This window comes from uncultured Empedobacter sp. (assembly GCF_937930195.1).
Lineage (GTDB): Bacteria > Bacteroidota > Bacteroidia > Flavobacteriales > Weeksellaceae > Empedobacter > Empedobacter stercoris.
This window is the reverse complement of the sequence record NZ_CALGVK010000006.1, coordinates 1-17948: the sequence shown is the minus strand read 5'-3', so window position 1 is coordinate 17948 and position 17948 is coordinate 1. Positions and strand designations below refer to the sequence as shown.

The following is a 17948-nucleotide window of genomic DNA, read 5'->3' as shown; positions in this document are numbered from 1 at the left end:
TTAAAATCTATACTATTTGTTGGTTTAGGTGGCGCTTTTGGTAGTGTTGCAAGATTTTTAATTTCATACGGAATCGGAAAATATTATTCACAACCATTTCCGTTGGCTACATTTTTGACAAATAGTATTGGTTGCTTTTTGATTGGAATTTTATACGCTTATTCAATTAAGAATAATATAGGAAATACGTATTTCAATTTTTTATTCATCACCGGTTTTTGTGGAGGATTTACTACTTTTTCAAGTTTTTCATATGAAAATTTCAACTTAATTCAACAACAAAACGTAATGACATCCCTTGTTTACATTTTATCAAGTGTTGTCATTGGAATTATTTTTACACTAATTGGATTTAGGCTTATAAAATAAATCATTATCAACATATTATATTTTTCTTTATGGTAGATAATAAAAAAATCTTATTTTTAAGAAATCTAAAATTATCACATGAGGAAATCTTTTCTATTTTGCGGAATTATGTTTACTTCCGTTTTAACTTATGCACAATTAAAGACTGTGAAAAAAACAGACAACAAAGGATATACCTACGAAATGGTAGAAAATGATCCTTCTAATACAAGAATCTATACCTTAAAAAATGGTTTAAAAATTTATTTAGCTCAAATAAAAGACGAACCAAGAATTCAAACACATATTGCTGTAAAAACCGGTTCTAACAACGATCCAGAAGACAACACTGGTTTGGCTCATTATTTAGAACACATGGTTTTTAAAGGAACTTCGAAAATTGGAACTCAAAACTGGGCTGCAGAACAACCTTTGATCCAACAAATTTCTGATTTATATGAGCAGCATAAAGCAGAAAAAGATCCGGCTAAGAAAATCGAGCTTTATAAAAAAATCGATCAAGTTTCGCAAGAAGCTTCTAAATATGCTGTTGCAAATGAGTACGATAAATTAATTTCATCGCTTGGAGCTTCAGGCACAAATGCACACACTTCTTTAGAGGAAACAATTTACCATAATAATATTCCGAACAACGAATTAGAAAAATGGTTAAAAGTAGAATCAGAACGTTTTAACGAATTAGTTTTACGTTTATTTCATACAGAATTAGAAGCTGTTTATGAAGAATTTAATCGTTCGCAAGATAATGACGGACGTTTAGTTTTCTATAAAATGATGGAAACATTGTTCCCAAAATCGCATTACGGAACACAAACAACAATTGGAACTTCAGAGCATTTAAAGAATCCTTCAATGGTGGCAATTCATAATTATTTTGATAAATATTATGTTGCGAGTAATATGGCAGTTCTATTAATTGGAGATTTTGATTTTGATACAGCTGTTCCGATGATTGATAAATATTTCGGAAATTATGCTACAAAACCGGCTCCTACACAATATGTAGCAAAAGAAGAGCCAATCAAAACAATCGTAACAAGTGAAGTGTTCAGTCCATCTTCAGAGCGTGTACAGTTTGCTTACCGTTTTAATGGTGCAAATAGTTCTGATGCTAAATATGTTACGCTAATTGATTACATTTTGAGTAATTCTACTGCAGGATTAATCGATTTAAATATCAATCAACAACAAAAAACATTAGGTGCAAGTAGTTCTTCATCTTTCTTTAGAGATTACGGAATGCATTCTTTTTCTGGATCACCAAAACAAGGTCAAAATTTAGAAGAAGTTCGTGATTTATTAATCACTCAAATCGAGAAAATTAAAAAAGGGGAATTCGATGATTGGATGATTGAGGCTGTAACGAATGATTTGAGAAAGTCGCGTATGAAAAGTTGGGAAAACTCACGTTCGTTAGCTGCAAGTTTATACAAATCGTACATTAATGACATTCCTTGGGCGAAAGTTGTGGATCAATACGATGAAATGAGTCGTGTTACGAAGCAAGAATTAATGGATTTTGCGAAGAAAAATTACACTGATAATTATGTAATTGTTTACAAACGTCAAGGTGAAAACAAAAACTTAGTTCGTGTATCGAATCCTGGTATTACACCAATTCAATTAAATCGTGATGCTGAATCTACTTGGTACAAAGACTTTATGAACATCAAATCGAGTGAGATTAAACCAGTTTTTGTTGATTTCAAAAAAGAATTGAAGGAAGGAAAAATCAACAATACAAAGTTTACTTCAATCCAAAATAAAACAAATGATATCAGTTCTGTTTACTACATCGCTGATATGGGATCTGATAATAACAAGAAACTTGGTTTAGCGATTAATTATTTAAACTACTTAGGAACTTCTAAATATTCACCAGAAAACTTAAAAAAAGAGTTTTACAAAATTGGAATTGATTATGGTGTGAATACAGGAACTGAGAGAACTTCTGTTTATATCACAGGTTTACAAAAGAATTTAACAAGTGGTATCAAATTATTCGAACATCTTTTAAGTGATGCTGTTGCTACTAATGAATCGTACCAAGAGTATGTGAATAAAATATTGAAATCAAGAGAAAATTCTAAAAAGAATAAAAATGTGATTTCTTCTATGTTGAATACGTATGCTCAATATGGACCAGACAATCGTTCGCGAGATATTATTTCTGAAGCAGATTTGAAAGCAATTGATCCGAAAGAATTAACACAAATCATTAAAGATTTCTTTAATTACAAGCATCAAATTTTCTACTACGGAAATAATGAAGCTGAAACGAAAAAAGCAATTGAACAAAATCATAATTTCGGGAAGAATTTAGATTATCCAAAGAAAAAAGTATATCCTCAACCAGCGACCGATGGTAAAGTATATTTTGCACCTTACGATATGGTACAGTCGGAAATTAATTTCTTTGCACGCGACTCTAAATACGATCCAACGTTATTAACATCAACCGGAATTTTCAATGAATATTTTGGTGGAGGTTTATCATCTATTGTTTTCCAAGAAATTCGCGAATCTAAATCTTTGGCTTATTCAGCTGGATCTTTTTACATCAATGCGAACAAAAAAGATAATTACAACTATGTGAGAGCGGTAATTGGTACACAAGCAAACAAATTACCACAAGCTGTTGATGCTATGAAAGAGTTAATGAATAATATGCCAAAAGCAGAAAATCAATTCAATAATTCGAAGCAAGCAGCGCTTAAGCAAATCGCTACAAGTCGCTACACAAAAGCAAATGTATTCTTTTATTGGCTGTCTTTACAAGATAGAGGTCTTAACTATGATATCAACAAAGATATTTACGAGCAAACATCTAAATTAACATTAGATCAATTGGATCAATTTTTCCAAAAACACATCAAAGGTCAGAAATTCAATGTAGGTTTAATCGGTAAAAAAGACAACTTAGATTGGAATGCTGTTCAAAAATTAGGTGATGTTAAAGAATTAACATTAGAAGAATTGTTTAACTATTAATCTTGTATTCAATTATAAAATCAATAAACGCGTTTAGGAAATCCTACAACGCGTTTATTTTAATTAACAACTTACTCTTAATGAATATCTAATCGAAAATTAAATAAGGTTCAATCTCATTAAACTTTTCTTCACTAATCGCATAACATTTTTTCAATGTTTTTGCATCCTTAAACTTACCTCCTAACGAACGTTTAAATTTTAAAATTGTGTTGACTTGTTGTTCCGTAAAGCCCAGTTTTATCCAATCTTCATGATTCAAATTATTCGGATTAAACTTTTCTGTTAACTCAATTTTTTCAACTTTATTTTCTACTTTTGGTAATTCAGCTTTATATTCAACATTAGTTGGTAAATCAATATAAGGTTCCATTTCTTGATACTTTTCATCCGAAATTATATAGCATTTTTTTATTTGCTCTTTGGTTTTAAACTGACCACCCAAAATGGTTTTATATTTCAAAATAGAAATTGCTTGTTTTGACGAAAATCCTAACTTTTGCCAATCTTTTTCCGAATAATTATTTGGATTAAATTTAATATACTGAATATTTTTTCCAATTTGTTTACTTGATAATTTTTCGTCTTCTTTTGATTTTTCAGGCAATAAAATATAAGCGTTCATTTCTGCATATTTCTCATCATCAATCACAAAACATTTTCTAATTTGTTCTTTTGAAGTAAATTTTCCACCAATAATTTGTTTGTATTTCATAATTGTTTCAGCCTGTTTTGGAGAAAAACCAAGCTTTTCCCAACCTTGTTGAGGCAAATCATTCGGGTTAAAATTCTTATAAACAACTTTAGTTTTTGAAAATGTATAATCAATAAAATTTGATTTAGATTGTGTAGGTAAAAGAATAAACGGAGATAGTTCCCTGTACTTTTCTTCATCAATCACATAACACTTTTTGATTTGCTCTTTTGAGGTAAATTCACCCCCAACTATTCCTTTGTATTTAATAATAACCTCAGCTTGACGTTCAGAAAACCCAAGGCTCATCCAACCTTCCAAAGACAAATCATTTGGATTAAAAGGTTTTAGCGAATCTTTTAATTTATTTACAGAAGTTGTATTAAAAGCATAATTCTTAGAAGATATTTGATATTTAGCCAACAATACTTTATCCGCTTCTGTTAATTCATAAGTTTCTTTTTGGACTGAAATATGCTGAAAAATTTCAAACAATAAAATCAATACAAATAACAAATACAACCCAAATCGCTGTGATTTATTTAAATAAAAAGTAGACTTTTTCAAATATTTCATTTTAGTCAGAAAAGAGATGAAAAAAATTATATATCACACCCTTACATTATCATTAAAAATGATATAACATTCAAATATTTAGCAAGTTAAGAAGAATAAAATAAATTATAGGTTTTAAATATTTGTAAATAACAAATTACAAATCAAAGACTGATTTTCGTTTGATAATAAAACAATCTTTTACCCAAAAAAAGAACAACATCATAAAATAGCCAACAAACGCTAAACCAAAAGTCGCGAAAGCTAAATAGATAAAAATAAATCGTAATTTAGCAACACGAACACCTATTTTATCTGCAAATCTCGAAATAACATTAAACCATTCTCTTTCTGCAAAATTTCTTATTTGATCTTTCATTTAACGTAAAATTTGTTGTCCGATAGCGCAATTTAAACATTTTTTCTCGGAGCAATATCTTTTTTTGAGTTGAATTAATTGTTGTGAATCTTTCGCGGTTTTATTTTCAAAGCCAATGCGTTCAAATTCATTCAAAATCGAATTATTTTCGGGATCCATTTCATTTAACAAATCAAGGTAAAAATCAATTTCAACTTCATCTTTTTGTCGCTCGAATGCATATCGTATTGGGATAATTGTATTAATCAACAAATTATTTATTTTGTCTTTTGAAAGATTTTTGAGTTGAAATTTAGATTCGTTTTTAAATGTATAATGTGTGTTCCAAAAAGAATTCAATTCTTGTTTGTCAAAAATTTTATAAAATTCTTTTAAATTTTTAGGTTGAATAATTACTGAAAATAAACTTAAATATTGCGTATAAATTGCGGCCAATTGCGCCAATCGAATAGTAGGAAAACCTATTGGTCGCATTTTAGAAAAACGAAATAAACTATTTTCAATTGCTTGGATTTGATATTTATTTTTCAGAAAATTATATTCTTTTTTTAATTGATTAAAATATGCATTTTCATAATCTTCTTCCAAAAAACCTGCTTGTCCAAAAAATAAAGCCTCTACTTTTAACGCATCAAATTGTATCTTTTGCAACACGTTAAATGGAAAAGAATTTGACCACAATTCAAACGTTTCTACATTCACTTTTAAACCAAAATTTTTAGCTAAACTTTTGAACAATGTTTCTTCCCAATTCGAATTATTTTGTTCTAAAATGTGTAAAATATGTGTTGTTTTCTCTTCGAATCGTTCGATTAAAATTCGTTCAAACCAAAAATCAAATTGTTTAAAATCAAGTGTACTTAAAAATTCTTCGCAATAAATTTTATCCAATTTAGAATGAATAATATTTTGATAATTAAAAACAATTTCAGGTTTTACAAAATCTTGTAAAATCAAGGTTTGTACATTTCGTTGGCGTAAAATATCCACTTCACAATCATGGTTCCAAACCACATGTAGAATCACATTTTGGTACGCTAAATCATCTGAATGTTGGTGCGTCAGCCAATCCGACGAGTTTACATGCATTTCTACACTACCAATCCATACTTTATCACCAATAATAATTTCTGCTTCCAAAAAATCTGGTCCTGCATGATGATTCAGTTTTCCAACCTTGATAATTTCAATAAAATCACCATGAAAAGTTTGCAAATTTTGATATAAAAATTGCTTCGAATTCCAAATATAATGTAGAAAAACCTCTTTCATAGGAAAAAGATAAATAGTTTTTTACAAAATTTAATTATAATAAACATTTAAAAATTAAATGTTTACAAATGAAAATAAATTATCTTAGTAACTTATTACTTTTATTACTATTTATGAAAAACTTTATACTTTCATCTGTTACAGCTTATTTCTTCTTTTCCTTTTCTGTAAATGCTCAAAAAGTTTTCACATCAGATGTCGATAATTTTTGGATAGCATATGATAAAATAGCTCAAACTAAAGATTCTGTATTGCAATATAAATATTTGAATGATGAGTATTTATCAAAAGGTACGGAAGGTTTAAAATTAATTAGAGAAACAAGAAATTATACCGAAAAAGATTATATCAATGCAATTAATTCTTATCCTAAATTCTGGAATTCGGTTCGAAAAAACACATTAAAATCTAAAAATATATCAAAAGATTTGAATAAAGGAATTAAAAAACTTCGATTGATTTATCCTGAATTGAAACCCGCTAATATTTACTTTACAATTGGAGCATTACGTACAAATGGGACAATAAAAGATAAAAGTGTTTTGATTGGAAGTGAGTTAGCCATGACGGATAAAAATACAGTTACAGACGAATTTCCTAAAAACCTACGCAACGCAAGACGTGTATATTTTGATAGCGAGCCTATTAATGATTTGGTATTATTAAATGTACATGAATATGTTCATACACAACAAAAGCCATTTGTAGACAATCTTCTTTCTTATGTTATTTACGAAGGTATTGCAGAATTTGTTTCTACAAAAGCAATGAATGTACCGTCCGCAGCTCCCGCTATTGCCTATGGTAAAAATAATAATGAAAAAGTAAGAGCGCGATTCGAACAGGAAATGTTTTATATGAATAACTTATATAAATGGCTTTGGGGAGATTCTCCAAACGAGTTTGGCGTGAGAGATTTGGGATATTATATAGGTTATCAGATAGCTGAAAATTATTACAATCAAGCTGAAAATAAAAAATATGCAATAAAAGAATTAATCGAGTTAGATTATGCAAACAAAACTGTTATTGAAGATTATGTCACTAAATCAAATTATTTTTCTAAATCTTTAGAAGAACTTCAAAAAGATTTTGAAAGCAAAAGACCTACTGTTCTTGGAATAAAACAGTTTAACAATTACAGTAAAAATGTTGATCCCAAAACAAAAGAAATCACAATCAATTTTTCTGAACCTTTAAATGGATTTAATACTGGAGTAGATTATGGTGAATTAGGCGAAGTCGCATTTCCTAAAAGTGATTTCAAGAAAAGATATTGGTCAAATGATAATAAAAGTTGGACAATTCAAGTAGAGTTAGAACCTAATAAAAAATATCAAATCCTAATTTCGAGTAATTTTAGAAATATGAATAATTATCCTCTAAAAAACTATCTGATAGAATTTGAAACTTCTAATTAGGTTTGAATAAGTAAAATCCTTGTCAAGATTTAAAGCTTTGACAAGGATTTTTTATTGTAAATTATATTTTTATTATTTCAATTCGTTTTTCAAGAATTTTCCTGTTACGCTTTTCGGATTATTCGCAATTTCTTCTGGTGTTCCTTCGGCAACAATTTTACCACCTTTTCCACCACCATCAGGACCAATATCTATGACATAATCGGCTAATTTTATGACATCTAAATTATGTTCGATAATGATTACTGTATTTCCAAATTCTACAATTTTATTGATGACTTTCATCAATACATTTACGTCTTCAAAATGTAAACCTGTTGTTGGTTCATCTAAAATATAAATTGTTTTTCCGGTTTGTTTTTTTGCTAATTCTGTCGCCAATTTTACACGTTGTGCTTCTCCTCCACTCAAGGTTGTCGATTGTTGTCCAAGTGTGATATAACCTAACCCTACATCTTGCAACATTTTGACATAACGATAAATTTTCGGAATAGCTTCAAAGAATTCTACGGCTTCATTTACAGTCATCTCCAACACATCCGAAATCGATTTTCCTTTGTAACGTATCTCTAAGGTTTCTCTATTAAAACGTTTACCATTACATGTTTCACACTCGACATGAATATCAGGTAAAAAATTCATTTCTATCACACGCAAACCTGCTCCCTGACAAGTTTCGCAACGACCACCTTTTACATTAAACGAAAAACGTCCAGGTTTGTACCCTCTAATTTTAGCTTCGGGTAAATTGGTGAACAACGAACGAATATCAGAAAAAATTCCTGTGTAGGTTGCAGGATTAGAACGAGGTGTACGACCAATTGGTGATTGATCCACTTCGATTACTTTGTCTAAATGTTCTAAACCTTCAATTTTTTTGTAAGGCATCGGATCTTTTTCTGCACGGAAAAAATGATGATTCAAAATTCGATATAACGTTTCATTAATTAACGTAGATTTCCCACTACCAGAAACTCCAGAAACCACAACCAATTCACCTAATGGAATAGTAAGATTTACTTTTTTTAGATTATTTCCTGAAGCACCAAAAAGTTTTAGGTCGTTTCCATTTCCTTTTCGTCGTTCTTTCGGAACTTCTATTTGTAATTGATTATTTAAATATTTTGAAGTCAATGTATTTGATTTCAACATTTGTTCAGGTTCTCCTTGCCAGACAATTTGACCTCCATTTTTCCCAGCTTTAGGACCAACATCAATTACATAATCAGCTTCTAAAATCATGTCTTTATCATGCTCTACAACCAAAACAGAATTTCCGATATCACGTAATTTTTTTAAAGAATCAATCAAACGAACATTATCACGTTGATGCAAACCAATACTTGGTTCGTCTAAAATATACAAGACATTGACTAACTGAGAACCGATTTGAGTTGCTAAACGAATTCGTTGCGCTTCTCCTCCAGAAAGAGTTTTCGACGAACGATTCAAACTCAAATAATCCAATCCGACATCTAATAAAAATGACAAACGTGTATAAATTTCTTTCAGAATTTCATGCGCAATTTGTTGTTGATTAGCTGACATAGAAGCTGGCGCTTCTTCAATCCATTTCTGTAAAGATTTAAGATCCATTTCGGCAACTTCTCCGATATTTTTATCATCTATGCGAAAGAAAAGTGATTCTTTCTTTAAGCGTTTACCTTCGCAAGTTGGACAAATTTCTTTTTTTCCAAACTTTTTACTAATCGAATTTGAAGAAGGATTGGTTTTATCTTCCATAATTTCAGAAAGAAATTCGTTTAATCCTTCAAAATCTATTTTATATGTTTTTTTGACTGATGCAAATTTCAAATCAACGTTCAAGGTTTCTTTCAAACCATTCATCACATCGTCAATTAATTCTTTTGGCAATTTTTTGAAAGCAGTCTTTTGATCTACATTATATTTAACAAAAATAGCCTCTAATTGTTTTTCGATTCGAGAAGAAGTTTTTAAGGCTTCAAATAATTCTTCTAAATTATCAAACAACGATTTCTCTTTATCTTGAAATAATTTTTCGTGATTCACTACTTTCAATTCGCCTAAACCAGTACAAGTTGGACAAGCTCCTTTTGGTGAATTAAACGAAAAAGTATTGGGTTCGGGTAGTGCATATGAAACACCTGTTTTAGCACACATTAATGAACGAGAAAAGAATCGAGATTCGTTTGTTTCGTAATCCAAAACCATTGTAATTCCGTTTCCTTGTTGCATTGCATGATCGATACTTGAGCGTAAACGTTGATCATTCACTTTCTCATTCAAAATCATTTTGTCAACCAACAACTCGATATCATGTGTTTTGTAACGATCTAACATCATTCCTGGCGCAATATCTTGTAACGTACCATCAATGCGCATTTCGAGAAAACCTTTTTTAGAATAAGTCACAAAAACTTCACGGTAATGACCTTTACGAGAACGAACAATTGGTGCCAGAATAGCTATTTTTTTTCCTTCATATTGCGCACGAATCAGTTCAATAATTTGATCATCTGTGTATGCCACCATTTTTTCATTCGTTTCAACAGAATAAGCTGTGGACGCTCTTGCATATAATAAACGAAGAAAATCATAAATTTCTGTAATTGTTCCTACTGTAGAACGCGGATTCTTATTGGTTGTTTTTTGCTCAATTGCAATAACAGGAGACAATCCATCAATTTTATCAACATCTGGACGTTCCAATCCTCCTAAAAATTGACGTGCATAAGCCGAAAATGTTTCAATATAACGACGTTGACCTTCTGCATAAATCGTATCAAAAGCAAGCGAAGATTTCCCACTTCCACTTAATCCTGTGATCACCACAAGCTCGTTGCGAGGAATCTTAACATCAATATTTTTTAGATTATGTTCACGAGCTCCGTAAACTTCAATAAAATCTTTGTCCATGTTTATTTGTAAGATTTGCAAAAGTACAAAAAAAGCCACATTTCTGTGGCTTAGTCTATTTTAAAAATTGTTAATTCTTTCTAATTTATTATTTTACAATCGGAATATAAATACGTGAAACAAGTTTTAAGCTATCTGTTTCTTTTGGATCATTCAACATCACTTCTAATTGTCGTTTTCCTAATTCTATTTTTTTCGATTGTGCGTAATTTTTCATTTTCGTAATTGTTTGATGACGTTTAGAACGTGGTCCTATATGCAAGGTTAATAAATAATTACCTTCAGGCACAACTACTTTTTGCATTCCTTTTTGCAAAGGTAAGTCCTCTATTAATTGAATTCCTGAGAAAAAAGTAACCTGATCTTTTTCTTTATTAAAATCAGTAAAATAGATATAAGGAAAACCTAAATCGAAATCGTACCCACCTTCTTCCTTGTTGATTAAAGCTTTATAAATGGTTTCGAAAGATTCATCTACTTTTTCCATAATCACTTTATCAGAAAGTTTAGCTTGTTTTTTAATCGCTAATAAATTCGTTCTTCCTAATGCTGTGATACGGAATTCACCATAATTTAGTCTTCCTTCTTTTTTATCTTTATATAAACGTATTTTAACTTGTTCGTTTAAATTATCTAATGATTCTTGAAACTTGGATTCTGGATTTTTGAAATACGCGAAATAACGGTAAAAATAGGGAATCTCTTGGCTCAAATAATTTAATTTAGCGATTGTTTTACCACTTTCATTTTGATCAAATTTCACATTCAAACTATCTAATTTTTCCCAACCATCATATTTTATTGTGTAATTCACGAAACGATTCACTGCAAAATTATCAATCGTTATTTTTCCCGAAGCAATTGCTGCATCATCAGAATCCCACGTAACCGAAATTTCATCATCATCTTGTGTATTCGTAAACTTTTTGATAGTCAATGAATCAGCTGCCGTAAATTTTTCCCATTTAGAAAACTGTCGAAGATTATAAAATTCATCATAAACCAATCCCACAGGCGCATCAAACTCATACTCGATTTCTTCATCAAACCGATCTGGCAATACGATTGGCAACAAAGCTATAATCGCAATAAGAATTACTAAAAGAAGATTTATTTGTTTCATTTATAAAATTAAAGTACAAAAATAGAAATACTTTACCGCACTCATAATATTAATCTAAATTAATGTTTTAAAAATACTATATTTGATTAAATAAATTTAAACTTATGGACTTTACAAATTTAATTCAAGGAACTATTGGTCAACAAGTTGTTGGATCTGCTGCGAAACAATTAGGTATTAATGAATCTCAAGCACAAAGTGCTGTTGCTGCGGCTGTACCTTTTTTATTATCAGCTTTAAATAAAAATGCACAAACTGGTGGCGCAGAAGGAATTTCGAATGCGTTAAAGCAACACGATGGTAGTATTTTAGATAATCTTTCTGGATTTTTAGGACAAGGAGGAAATCAACAAGATGGTTTGGGAATTTTGAATCATGTTTTAGGTAATAAACAACAAAATGTAGCGTCTGCAATTTCTCAACAATCTGGTATAAGTGTAGGACAAGTAACACAAATATTAGCTTTGGTAGCACCAATTGTAATGGGATATTTAGGAAAACAAAAGCAATCAGAAGGTTTAGATTCTAACGGAATTGCTGGATTATTAGGCGGTTTAGTTGGAGGAACTTCTACACAATCAAATCAAGGAGGTGTAAACTTAGGAGGTTTTGAAAAGTTATTAGATCAAGATGGAGATGGACAATTAGGACTTGGAGATGCGATGGGATTTTTAGGCGGATTCTTCAAAAAATAATTCGATGTCTTAAATTGAATAAAAATATAAAATTTATCAAGCAGGAAAATTTCCTGCTTTTTTTGTTTCTAAAATTATCAAATTAAACAATCTAACCTAACTAAATTACTGATTTAATAATATATGAAACTTTTTATTATTTAAAGAATTAAAAAAACACACCTTCCTTGTATTTTTATAAAAAATTAAGCACAAAAAATCATGGATACTTTATTTTACACAGACGATTTTATTCAATCAATCCAATCAAAAAATCCGAATGAAAAAGAATTTCTGCAAGCTGTAGAAGAAGTATCTGAAACTTTATTACCTTTTATTGATGCTCATCCAAAGTATAAAAAATTTAAAATACTGGAACGAATTGCAGAACCAGAACGCGTTATTCAATTTCGAGTAACTTGGGTAGATGACAAAGGAGAAATACAAATCAATAAAGGTTATCGTGTACAAATGAATTCTGCTATTGGCCCATACAAAGGCGGTTTGCGTTTTCATCCTTCGGTTAATTTATCAATTTTAAAATTTTTAGCCTTTGAACAAGTTTTCAAAAATAGTTTAACAACATTACCTATGGGAGGCGGAAAAGGAGGTTCAGATTTTGATCCAAAGGGAAAATCCGATATGGAAATCATGCGTTTTTGTCAAGCATTTATGACAGAATTATCGCGTCATATTGGTGCTGATGTAGATGTTCCTGCTGGAGATATCGGTGTTGGAGCGAGAGAAATTGGTTATATGTTTGGACAGTATAAACGAATTCGAAACGAGTTTACAGGTGTTTTAACAGGTAAAGGATTAGACTTTGGAGGTTCTTTAATCCGTCCCGAAGCCACTGGATATGGATTACTTTATTTTGTAGAATGTATGTTGGCAGAAAAAGGGGAGAATTTAGAGGGGAAAATTATTACGATTTCAGGAGCAGGAAATGTTGCACAATATGCAGCAGAAAAATCAATCGAAATGGGTGCAAAAGTAGTAACACTTTCAGATTCTTCTGGGTATATTTATGATGAAGATGGTTTTGATCAAGAAAAATTAAACATCATTTTCAAAATTAAAAATGAAGATTACGCACGTATTTCTACTTATATTGATTATTATCCTAAAGCCAATTTTTATCCTAATCAAACACCTTGGAAAACCCCTTGTGATATAGCTTTACCGTGTGCAACAGAAAATGAATTAGATTTACAAGATGCGCAAACGTTGCATCTCAACGGATGCACGTTAGTAGCAGAAGGTGCGAATATGCCAACAACTCCAGATGCGGTTCATTATTTTTTAAATCATCATATTTTGTACGGTCCTGGAAAAGCCGCAAACGCAGGTGGTGTCGCAACATCTGGATTAGAAATGTCTCAAAATTCGATTCGTCAAAATTGGAACAGAGAAAAAGTAAATTATCGACTAAAAGAGATTATGATAAAAATTCATCAACAATGTAAAAAGTATGGAGAAGAACCTCATCAACGTACTATAAATTATTACAAAGGAGCCAATATTGCAGGTTTTGTAAAAGTTGCTGACGCGATGATTGCGCAAGGAATATAAATTAAAAATCCATTTATATATTTAGTTTTCGAACTAAGTTTAAATTCAATTGTTTGTTATGAAAGCCTCTTAAATAGAGGCTTTTATTTTAGAGGTAACTCGATCTTAAATCCAATTCCACGAACAGATTCGAATTTTATTGTTTCATCGTTCTGAAAATATTTGCGCAAACGTGTCATAAAAACATCCAAACTTCGTCCCATAAAGTAATCATTTTCGCCCCAAATGGTTTCTAAAATTTCTTTTCGTGTGACCAATTTTTGATTATTTCGAATAAAATAAAACAACAATTCGGTTTCTTTTTCTGTGAGTTGAAAAAACTCATCTTTAAAAGATAAAGTCAATTGATTTCGATTAAAAACATAGGTTCCAATTAGAAATATTTCTTCTGAAATAGGATAATTTCTTCTCAAAATATTTTTGATTCTTAAGACCAATTCTTCAGGATCACAAGGTTTTGTAATGTAATCATCAGCACCCAATTTTAAACCTAAAACTCGATCAAAGCTTTGTGCTTTTGCTGTTAAAAACAAATAAGGAATCGAAATCGTTTTAACCAACTCTTTTGCCAAAGAAAAACCATCAATTTCAGGTAACATTACATCCAAAATAATCAATTGAGCTGAAGATACAATCGACAAATCATTCAATAATTTTTGTGGATGATTGAACCATATTACTTCAAAATCAGAAAATTCAAGATATTGTTTGAGAACAGTTCCCAAATCTTGATCATCTTCTACTAAAATTATTTTAGTTTTCATTCGGCAAAACGATTAAAAATTGAACACCTTTTTCTTTATTATTCTCAACGTTGATTGTTCCTAAATAGCGTTCAATAATCGTTTTAACGAGATATAATCCAATTCCCAAACCACTAACATTTTGATTGATTGAGCGATCGACTCGATAATATTTATCAAAAATAAAAGGCAAATCATTTATAGGAATTCCTATTCCATTATCTGAAAAATTCAATGTTATTTCTTTTTGAAATTTAAAATCTAATAAAATTTCAGAAGCACCATATTTGATAGAATTTTCGATTAAATTCTGGAAAATTTGTTGAAAATCTTTCGTTAGCAATCTTCCATTTTTTTCAAAAATAATTTGATGCGTGATATTAATTGCTGGAAATTGCAATTGTATTTTCTGAATAATCTCATTTAAAATCACTTCATCTAACAATTCATTATTTTCATCATTTTTTACAAAAATTGAATCAACTGTATTCTCCAAACGATTAATTTGACGATTTATCATTTCTTTGATTTCGTTATGTTGAACTTGATGTAAAGCAAATTTCATGGTCGTAATCGGTGTGTTCAATTCATGCGCAATTGAGTCGATGGTTAAATGCAATTGATTGATTTTTTCTTCTTGTTTCGATAAATTTTGAATCGATTTCCAATATAAAAAAATGATTAATGCAATAATTAGTAAACTCACCACAATCAAAGGAATTATTTTTTTGAGCACTAAAAAATTCAAATTCAATAATTCATAGTTAGTTTGTGATTTTATTTTGTATTTATGTCGCTCACTTTTATCAATTCCTAAATCTGAATCTGTTTGATTACTTATATCATCAGAACTCCAAACACTTTGATTAATCGATTTTGGATGAATTATTTTGGTCGATGAACGATACATAACCAACGGTTTTTGGGGTAATAATTCTACATGATTGATTTCATCATAAACAGAATAAATTTCCATTTTTAACGCAATTTGATAATTTCTTTCTTTGGAATAAAAATCAATTAACGAATCTACTTTTGATGTAAATAGTTGATGATTATTATCTATGTTCAAACGAATAACATTCAGTTCATCAAACTGTTTTCCTTTTTCGTGCGATAATTTTTTAAAACTATTGATCAAATTATCTTCATCTATTGCTTTCTGAAATTCGTTCATTTCATTCATTACTTTCAATGCAATTTCAGCAGCTTCTTTATTCATATCTTTTTCCACTAACCGATACGAATTGTAAATGTAATAAACTTGCAAAGCGACTAAAATCAACAATACAAACGCAAATAAAATTGAATAATATTTTTTAGAAAGATTCATACTCAAAAATACATTGTTTTTCATCACAAAACTCACATTAACGCATCGTTAACCGTTCATTAACCGAAAAAAACGACGTTTAAAATCAACTTTGTTAAAACTATTTGAATGAAAACAATTGTTTATATCTTACTTTTATTTCCATCCATAATTTTTGCACAGGTTATAACTGGAAAATTGATGGATGAGCAAAATAATCCATTAACAAAAAATTCTATTGAAATTGAAATTCCTTCACAAGATCCTATTATAACTGAATCGAATGAAAATGGCGAATTCAGTTTTGAACTTCATCAAGCAAAATTATTTACGATATATATTAAAGAATTCGGCTACCAAGAATTTGAAGAAACCTATCAAACTAATAATACAAAATCTATTCAAATTGTACTCAAAAAAGATGAAACAATAAACCTAAAAGATGTTGTTGTTTCAGCTCAAAAACCTTTGTTGAAACGAAAAATTGACCGAATAGAATTTAATGTAGAAAATACGCCTTTGCAAAATTTAAGCGCTTGGGATATCGTGAAAAACACACCAAATGTTCTCTTAAAAAATAATCAATTAAGCGTAAGAGGAAACACACAAATTTTGATCACGATTAATGATAAAAAAACTTTGATGACGGAAGATCAATTGAAACAATTGTTAGAAAATACAGATGGTGCCACTGTTTTTTCGGTTGAAATCATTACAAATCCACCTGCTAAATATGAGGCGTCTGGAAGTGCGATTATCAACATCAAAATGAAGAAAAATGTACTTTCTGGTTACAAAGGACAAATCGCTGCGCGTTATCATCAATCGATTTATAGCAAAGGAATGTTGGGAACAACACAGTCTTACAATACAGAAAAATGGCAATTGACAGGAAATTATTATTTTGTGAATGGAAAATATGTTCGCAAAAATTTTGATGTTGTAACTTTTCAAGATGATAAAACACGTTGGGAGAGCGACATGATTCGCAGAACAGTTGCTAAACAACAACATATTTACAATTTTGCTTCTCAATATTCAATCGATAGCTTGCAGCATTTTCAGTTCGGAATAAATGGATCAAGAAACCCTGCATCAATTGGGAATTATAATGTTCCGACAAATATTTACAACACAACAAATAATCAACTCGAATCTTTTTATATCACACAAAATCATCGTCGCGAAGCTTCAAATAATTTCAACACGTATTTAGTTTATGATAAAAAGTTTGGAAAAAACAATTTGACTTGGAGCAACAATTTTAGTCATCGCTATTACAAAGAAAATCAAGATGTTTTAACGAAATTAAATTTCAAAGATAAACCTTATGAAGAAAACCGTTTTTTAAGTACTGCACTTCAAAAATTGAATTTATTTTCTACTCAAATTGATTATAGTTTAACTCATGAAAATTTTGGTTTGGAGGCTGGAGCAAAACATAGTTTTGTGAAAAATGATAATGATTTAGATTTTTTTGAATCAATTCAAAATCAAATCGAATATCAACCCGAAAAAAGTAATGTTTTTAATTACAAAGAACAGATTTTCGCCTTATATCTTTCTGGAAATTACAACTGGAAAAAGTGGGAAGCAAAAGCTGGTTTGAGAACTGAAACAACTTGGATTAATACGATTTCTGATCACCCAATTAATCATAATAAACGAACAAATACAGACTTATTTCCAACAATATATTTGATGTATAGTTTTGAAAACGCAGGACAAATTGGTTTGAATTATGGCAAAAGAATTAATCGACCAAATTATAATTTCTTGAATCCTTCGAAATCGTATTACAATCTATTTTCATATTTTCAAGGCGATGCAAACGCAGTTTCTACGATTATTCACAATTTGAGTTTATCTTACACTTTAAAAGATTGGAATTTTGAAATGTATTATCGCTATGAGAAAGACCCTGCAATGGAAATTTCAATTCAAA

13 protein-coding genes are annotated in these 17948 nt (G+C 30.0%); 6 read left to right on the top strand and 7 right to left on the bottom strand.

All coding sequences use genetic code 11. The annotated features are described in order from the left end of the window. A partial coding sequence (crcB, locus tag Q0616_RS00305) for a fluoride efflux transporter CrcB (RefSeq protein ID WP_298773954.1) occupies positions 1-369 on the top strand: 369 nt, incomplete at its 5' end. A 78-nt stretch (positions 370-447) separates the two neighbouring features. Next, the gene (locus Q0616_RS00300; protein ID WP_298773952.1) at positions 448-3360 is read left to right on the top strand and encodes an insulinase family protein; all 2913 of its coding nucleotides are present in this window, start codon (positions 448-450) and stop codon (positions 3358-3360) included. An 88-nt stretch (positions 3361-3448) separates the two neighbouring features. Here the strand turns inward: Q0616_RS00300 and Q0616_RS00295 are convergent, their stop codons facing one another. The 3 genes from Q0616_RS00295 to Q0616_RS00285 form a co-directional block, all read right to left on the bottom strand. Next, positions 3449-4621: a helix-hairpin-helix domain-containing protein gene (locus tag Q0616_RS00295; protein WP_298773950.1), complete on the bottom strand. Its 1173-nt coding sequence runs from the start codon at positions 4619-4621 to the stop codon at positions 3449-3451. Positions 4622-4766: 145 nt separating this feature from the next. Beyond that, entirely contained in the window at positions 4767-4988 is a 222-nt protein-coding gene (locus Q0616_RS00290) for a PspC family transcriptional regulator (RefSeq protein WP_171621958.1), read from the bottom strand. Continuing rightward, positions 4989-6260 (bottom strand): DUF2851 family protein, encoded by a 1272-nt coding sequence (locus tag Q0616_RS00285; protein WP_298773948.1) that lies wholly within the window; start codon positions 6258-6260, stop codon positions 4989-4991. A 113-nt stretch (positions 6261-6373) separates the two neighbouring features. On the opposite strand from Q0616_RS00285, the gene Q0616_RS00280 reads away from it, so the two are divergent. Then, positions 6374-7681 carry an Ig-like domain-containing protein gene (locus Q0616_RS00280; RefSeq protein ID WP_298773946.1) on the top strand — a complete coding sequence of 436 codons (1308 nt, stop codon included), beginning with the start codon at positions 6374-6376 and terminating at the stop codon, positions 7679-7681. A gap of 72 nt (positions 7682-7753) precedes the next feature. Here Q0616_RS00280 and uvrA read toward each other — a convergent pair whose 3' ends face one another. Together uvrA and Q0616_RS00270 are read right to left on the bottom strand one after the other, a co-directional pair. Next, positions 7754-10579: an excinuclease ABC subunit UvrA gene (uvrA, locus tag Q0616_RS00275; protein WP_298773944.1), complete on the bottom strand. Its 2826-nt coding sequence runs from the start codon at positions 10577-10579 to the stop codon at positions 7754-7756. An 88-nt stretch (positions 10580-10667) separates the two neighbouring features. Further along, positions 10668-11702: a GyrI-like domain-containing protein gene (locus Q0616_RS00270; RefSeq protein ID WP_298773942.1), complete on the bottom strand. Its 1035-nt coding sequence runs from the start codon at positions 11700-11702 to the stop codon at positions 10668-10670. A gap of 104 nt (positions 11703-11806) precedes the next feature. Here Q0616_RS00270 and Q0616_RS00265 point away from each other — a divergent pair, with 104 nt between their 5' ends. Continuing rightward, entirely contained in the window at positions 11807-12397 is a 591-nt protein-coding gene (locus Q0616_RS00265) for a DUF937 domain-containing protein (RefSeq protein WP_298773940.1), read from the top strand. Between the two features lie 201 nt (positions 12398-12598). Next, on the top strand, positions 12599-13948 hold the full coding sequence (gdhA, locus tag Q0616_RS00260; RefSeq protein ID WP_260542110.1) for an NADP-specific glutamate dehydrogenase: 1350 nt from the start codon (positions 12599-12601) through the stop codon (positions 13946-13948). Positions 13949-14031: 83 nt separating this feature from the next. Here the strand turns inward: gdhA and Q0616_RS00255 are convergent, their stop codons facing one another. Together Q0616_RS00255 and Q0616_RS00250 are read right to left on the bottom strand one after the other, a co-directional pair. Beyond that, on the bottom strand, positions 14032-14712 hold the full coding sequence (locus tag Q0616_RS00255) for a response regulator transcription factor (RefSeq protein ID WP_260542108.1): 681 nt from the start codon (positions 14710-14712) through the stop codon (positions 14032-14034). Then, entirely contained in the window at positions 14702-16048 is a 1347-nt protein-coding gene (locus Q0616_RS00250) for a HAMP domain-containing sensor histidine kinase (protein ID WP_260542106.1), read from the bottom strand. Before Q0616_RS00250 ends, Q0616_RS00255 begins: the two co-directional genes overlap by 11 nt. 84 nt (positions 16049-16132) lie before the next feature. Between Q0616_RS00250 and Q0616_RS00245 the strand changes: the two genes are divergently transcribed. Beyond that, positions 16133-17948 (top strand): outer membrane beta-barrel family protein (locus Q0616_RS00245; protein WP_298773936.1); only part of this gene is annotated, 1816 nt, incomplete at its 3' end.

What these genes read in the sequence shown, in the direction of transcription:
- Q0616_RS00300 (WP_298773952.1), top strand. Translation starts at nt 448, where the DNA reads ATGAGGAAATCTTTTCTATTTTGCGGAATTATGTTTACTTCCGTTTTA.
- Q0616_RS00290 (WP_171621958.1), bottom strand. Translation starts at nt 4,988, where the DNA reads ATGAAAGATCAAATAAGAAATTTTGCAGAAAGAGAATGGTTTAATGTT.
- Q0616_RS00285 (WP_298773948.1), bottom strand. Translation starts at nt 6,260, where the DNA reads ATGAAAGAGGTTTTTCTACATTATATTTGGAATTCGAAGCAATTTTTA.
- Q0616_RS00280 (WP_298773946.1), top strand. Translation starts at nt 6,374, where the DNA reads ATGAAAAACTTTATACTTTCATCTGTTACAGCTTATTTCTTCTTTTCC.
- uvrA (WP_298773944.1), bottom strand. Translation starts at nt 10,579, where the DNA reads ATGGACAAAGATTTTATTGAAGTTTACGGAGCTCGTGAACATAATCTA.
- Q0616_RS00270 (WP_298773942.1), bottom strand. Translation starts at nt 11,702, where the DNA reads ATGAAACAAATAAATCTTCTTTTAGTAATTCTTATTGCGATTATAGCT.
- Q0616_RS00265 (WP_298773940.1), top strand. Translation starts at nt 11,807, where the DNA reads ATGGACTTTACAAATTTAATTCAAGGAACTATTGGTCAACAAGTTGTT.
- gdhA (WP_260542110.1), top strand. Translation starts at nt 12,599, where the DNA reads ATGGATACTTTATTTTACACAGACGATTTTATTCAATCAATCCAATCA.
- Q0616_RS00255 (WP_260542108.1), bottom strand. Translation starts at nt 14,712, where the DNA reads ATGAAAACTAAAATAATTTTAGTAGAAGATGATCAAGATTTGGGAACT.
- Q0616_RS00250 (WP_260542106.1), bottom strand. Translation starts at nt 16,048, where the DNA reads ATGAAAAACAATGTATTTTTGAGTATGAATCTTTCTAAAAAATATTAT.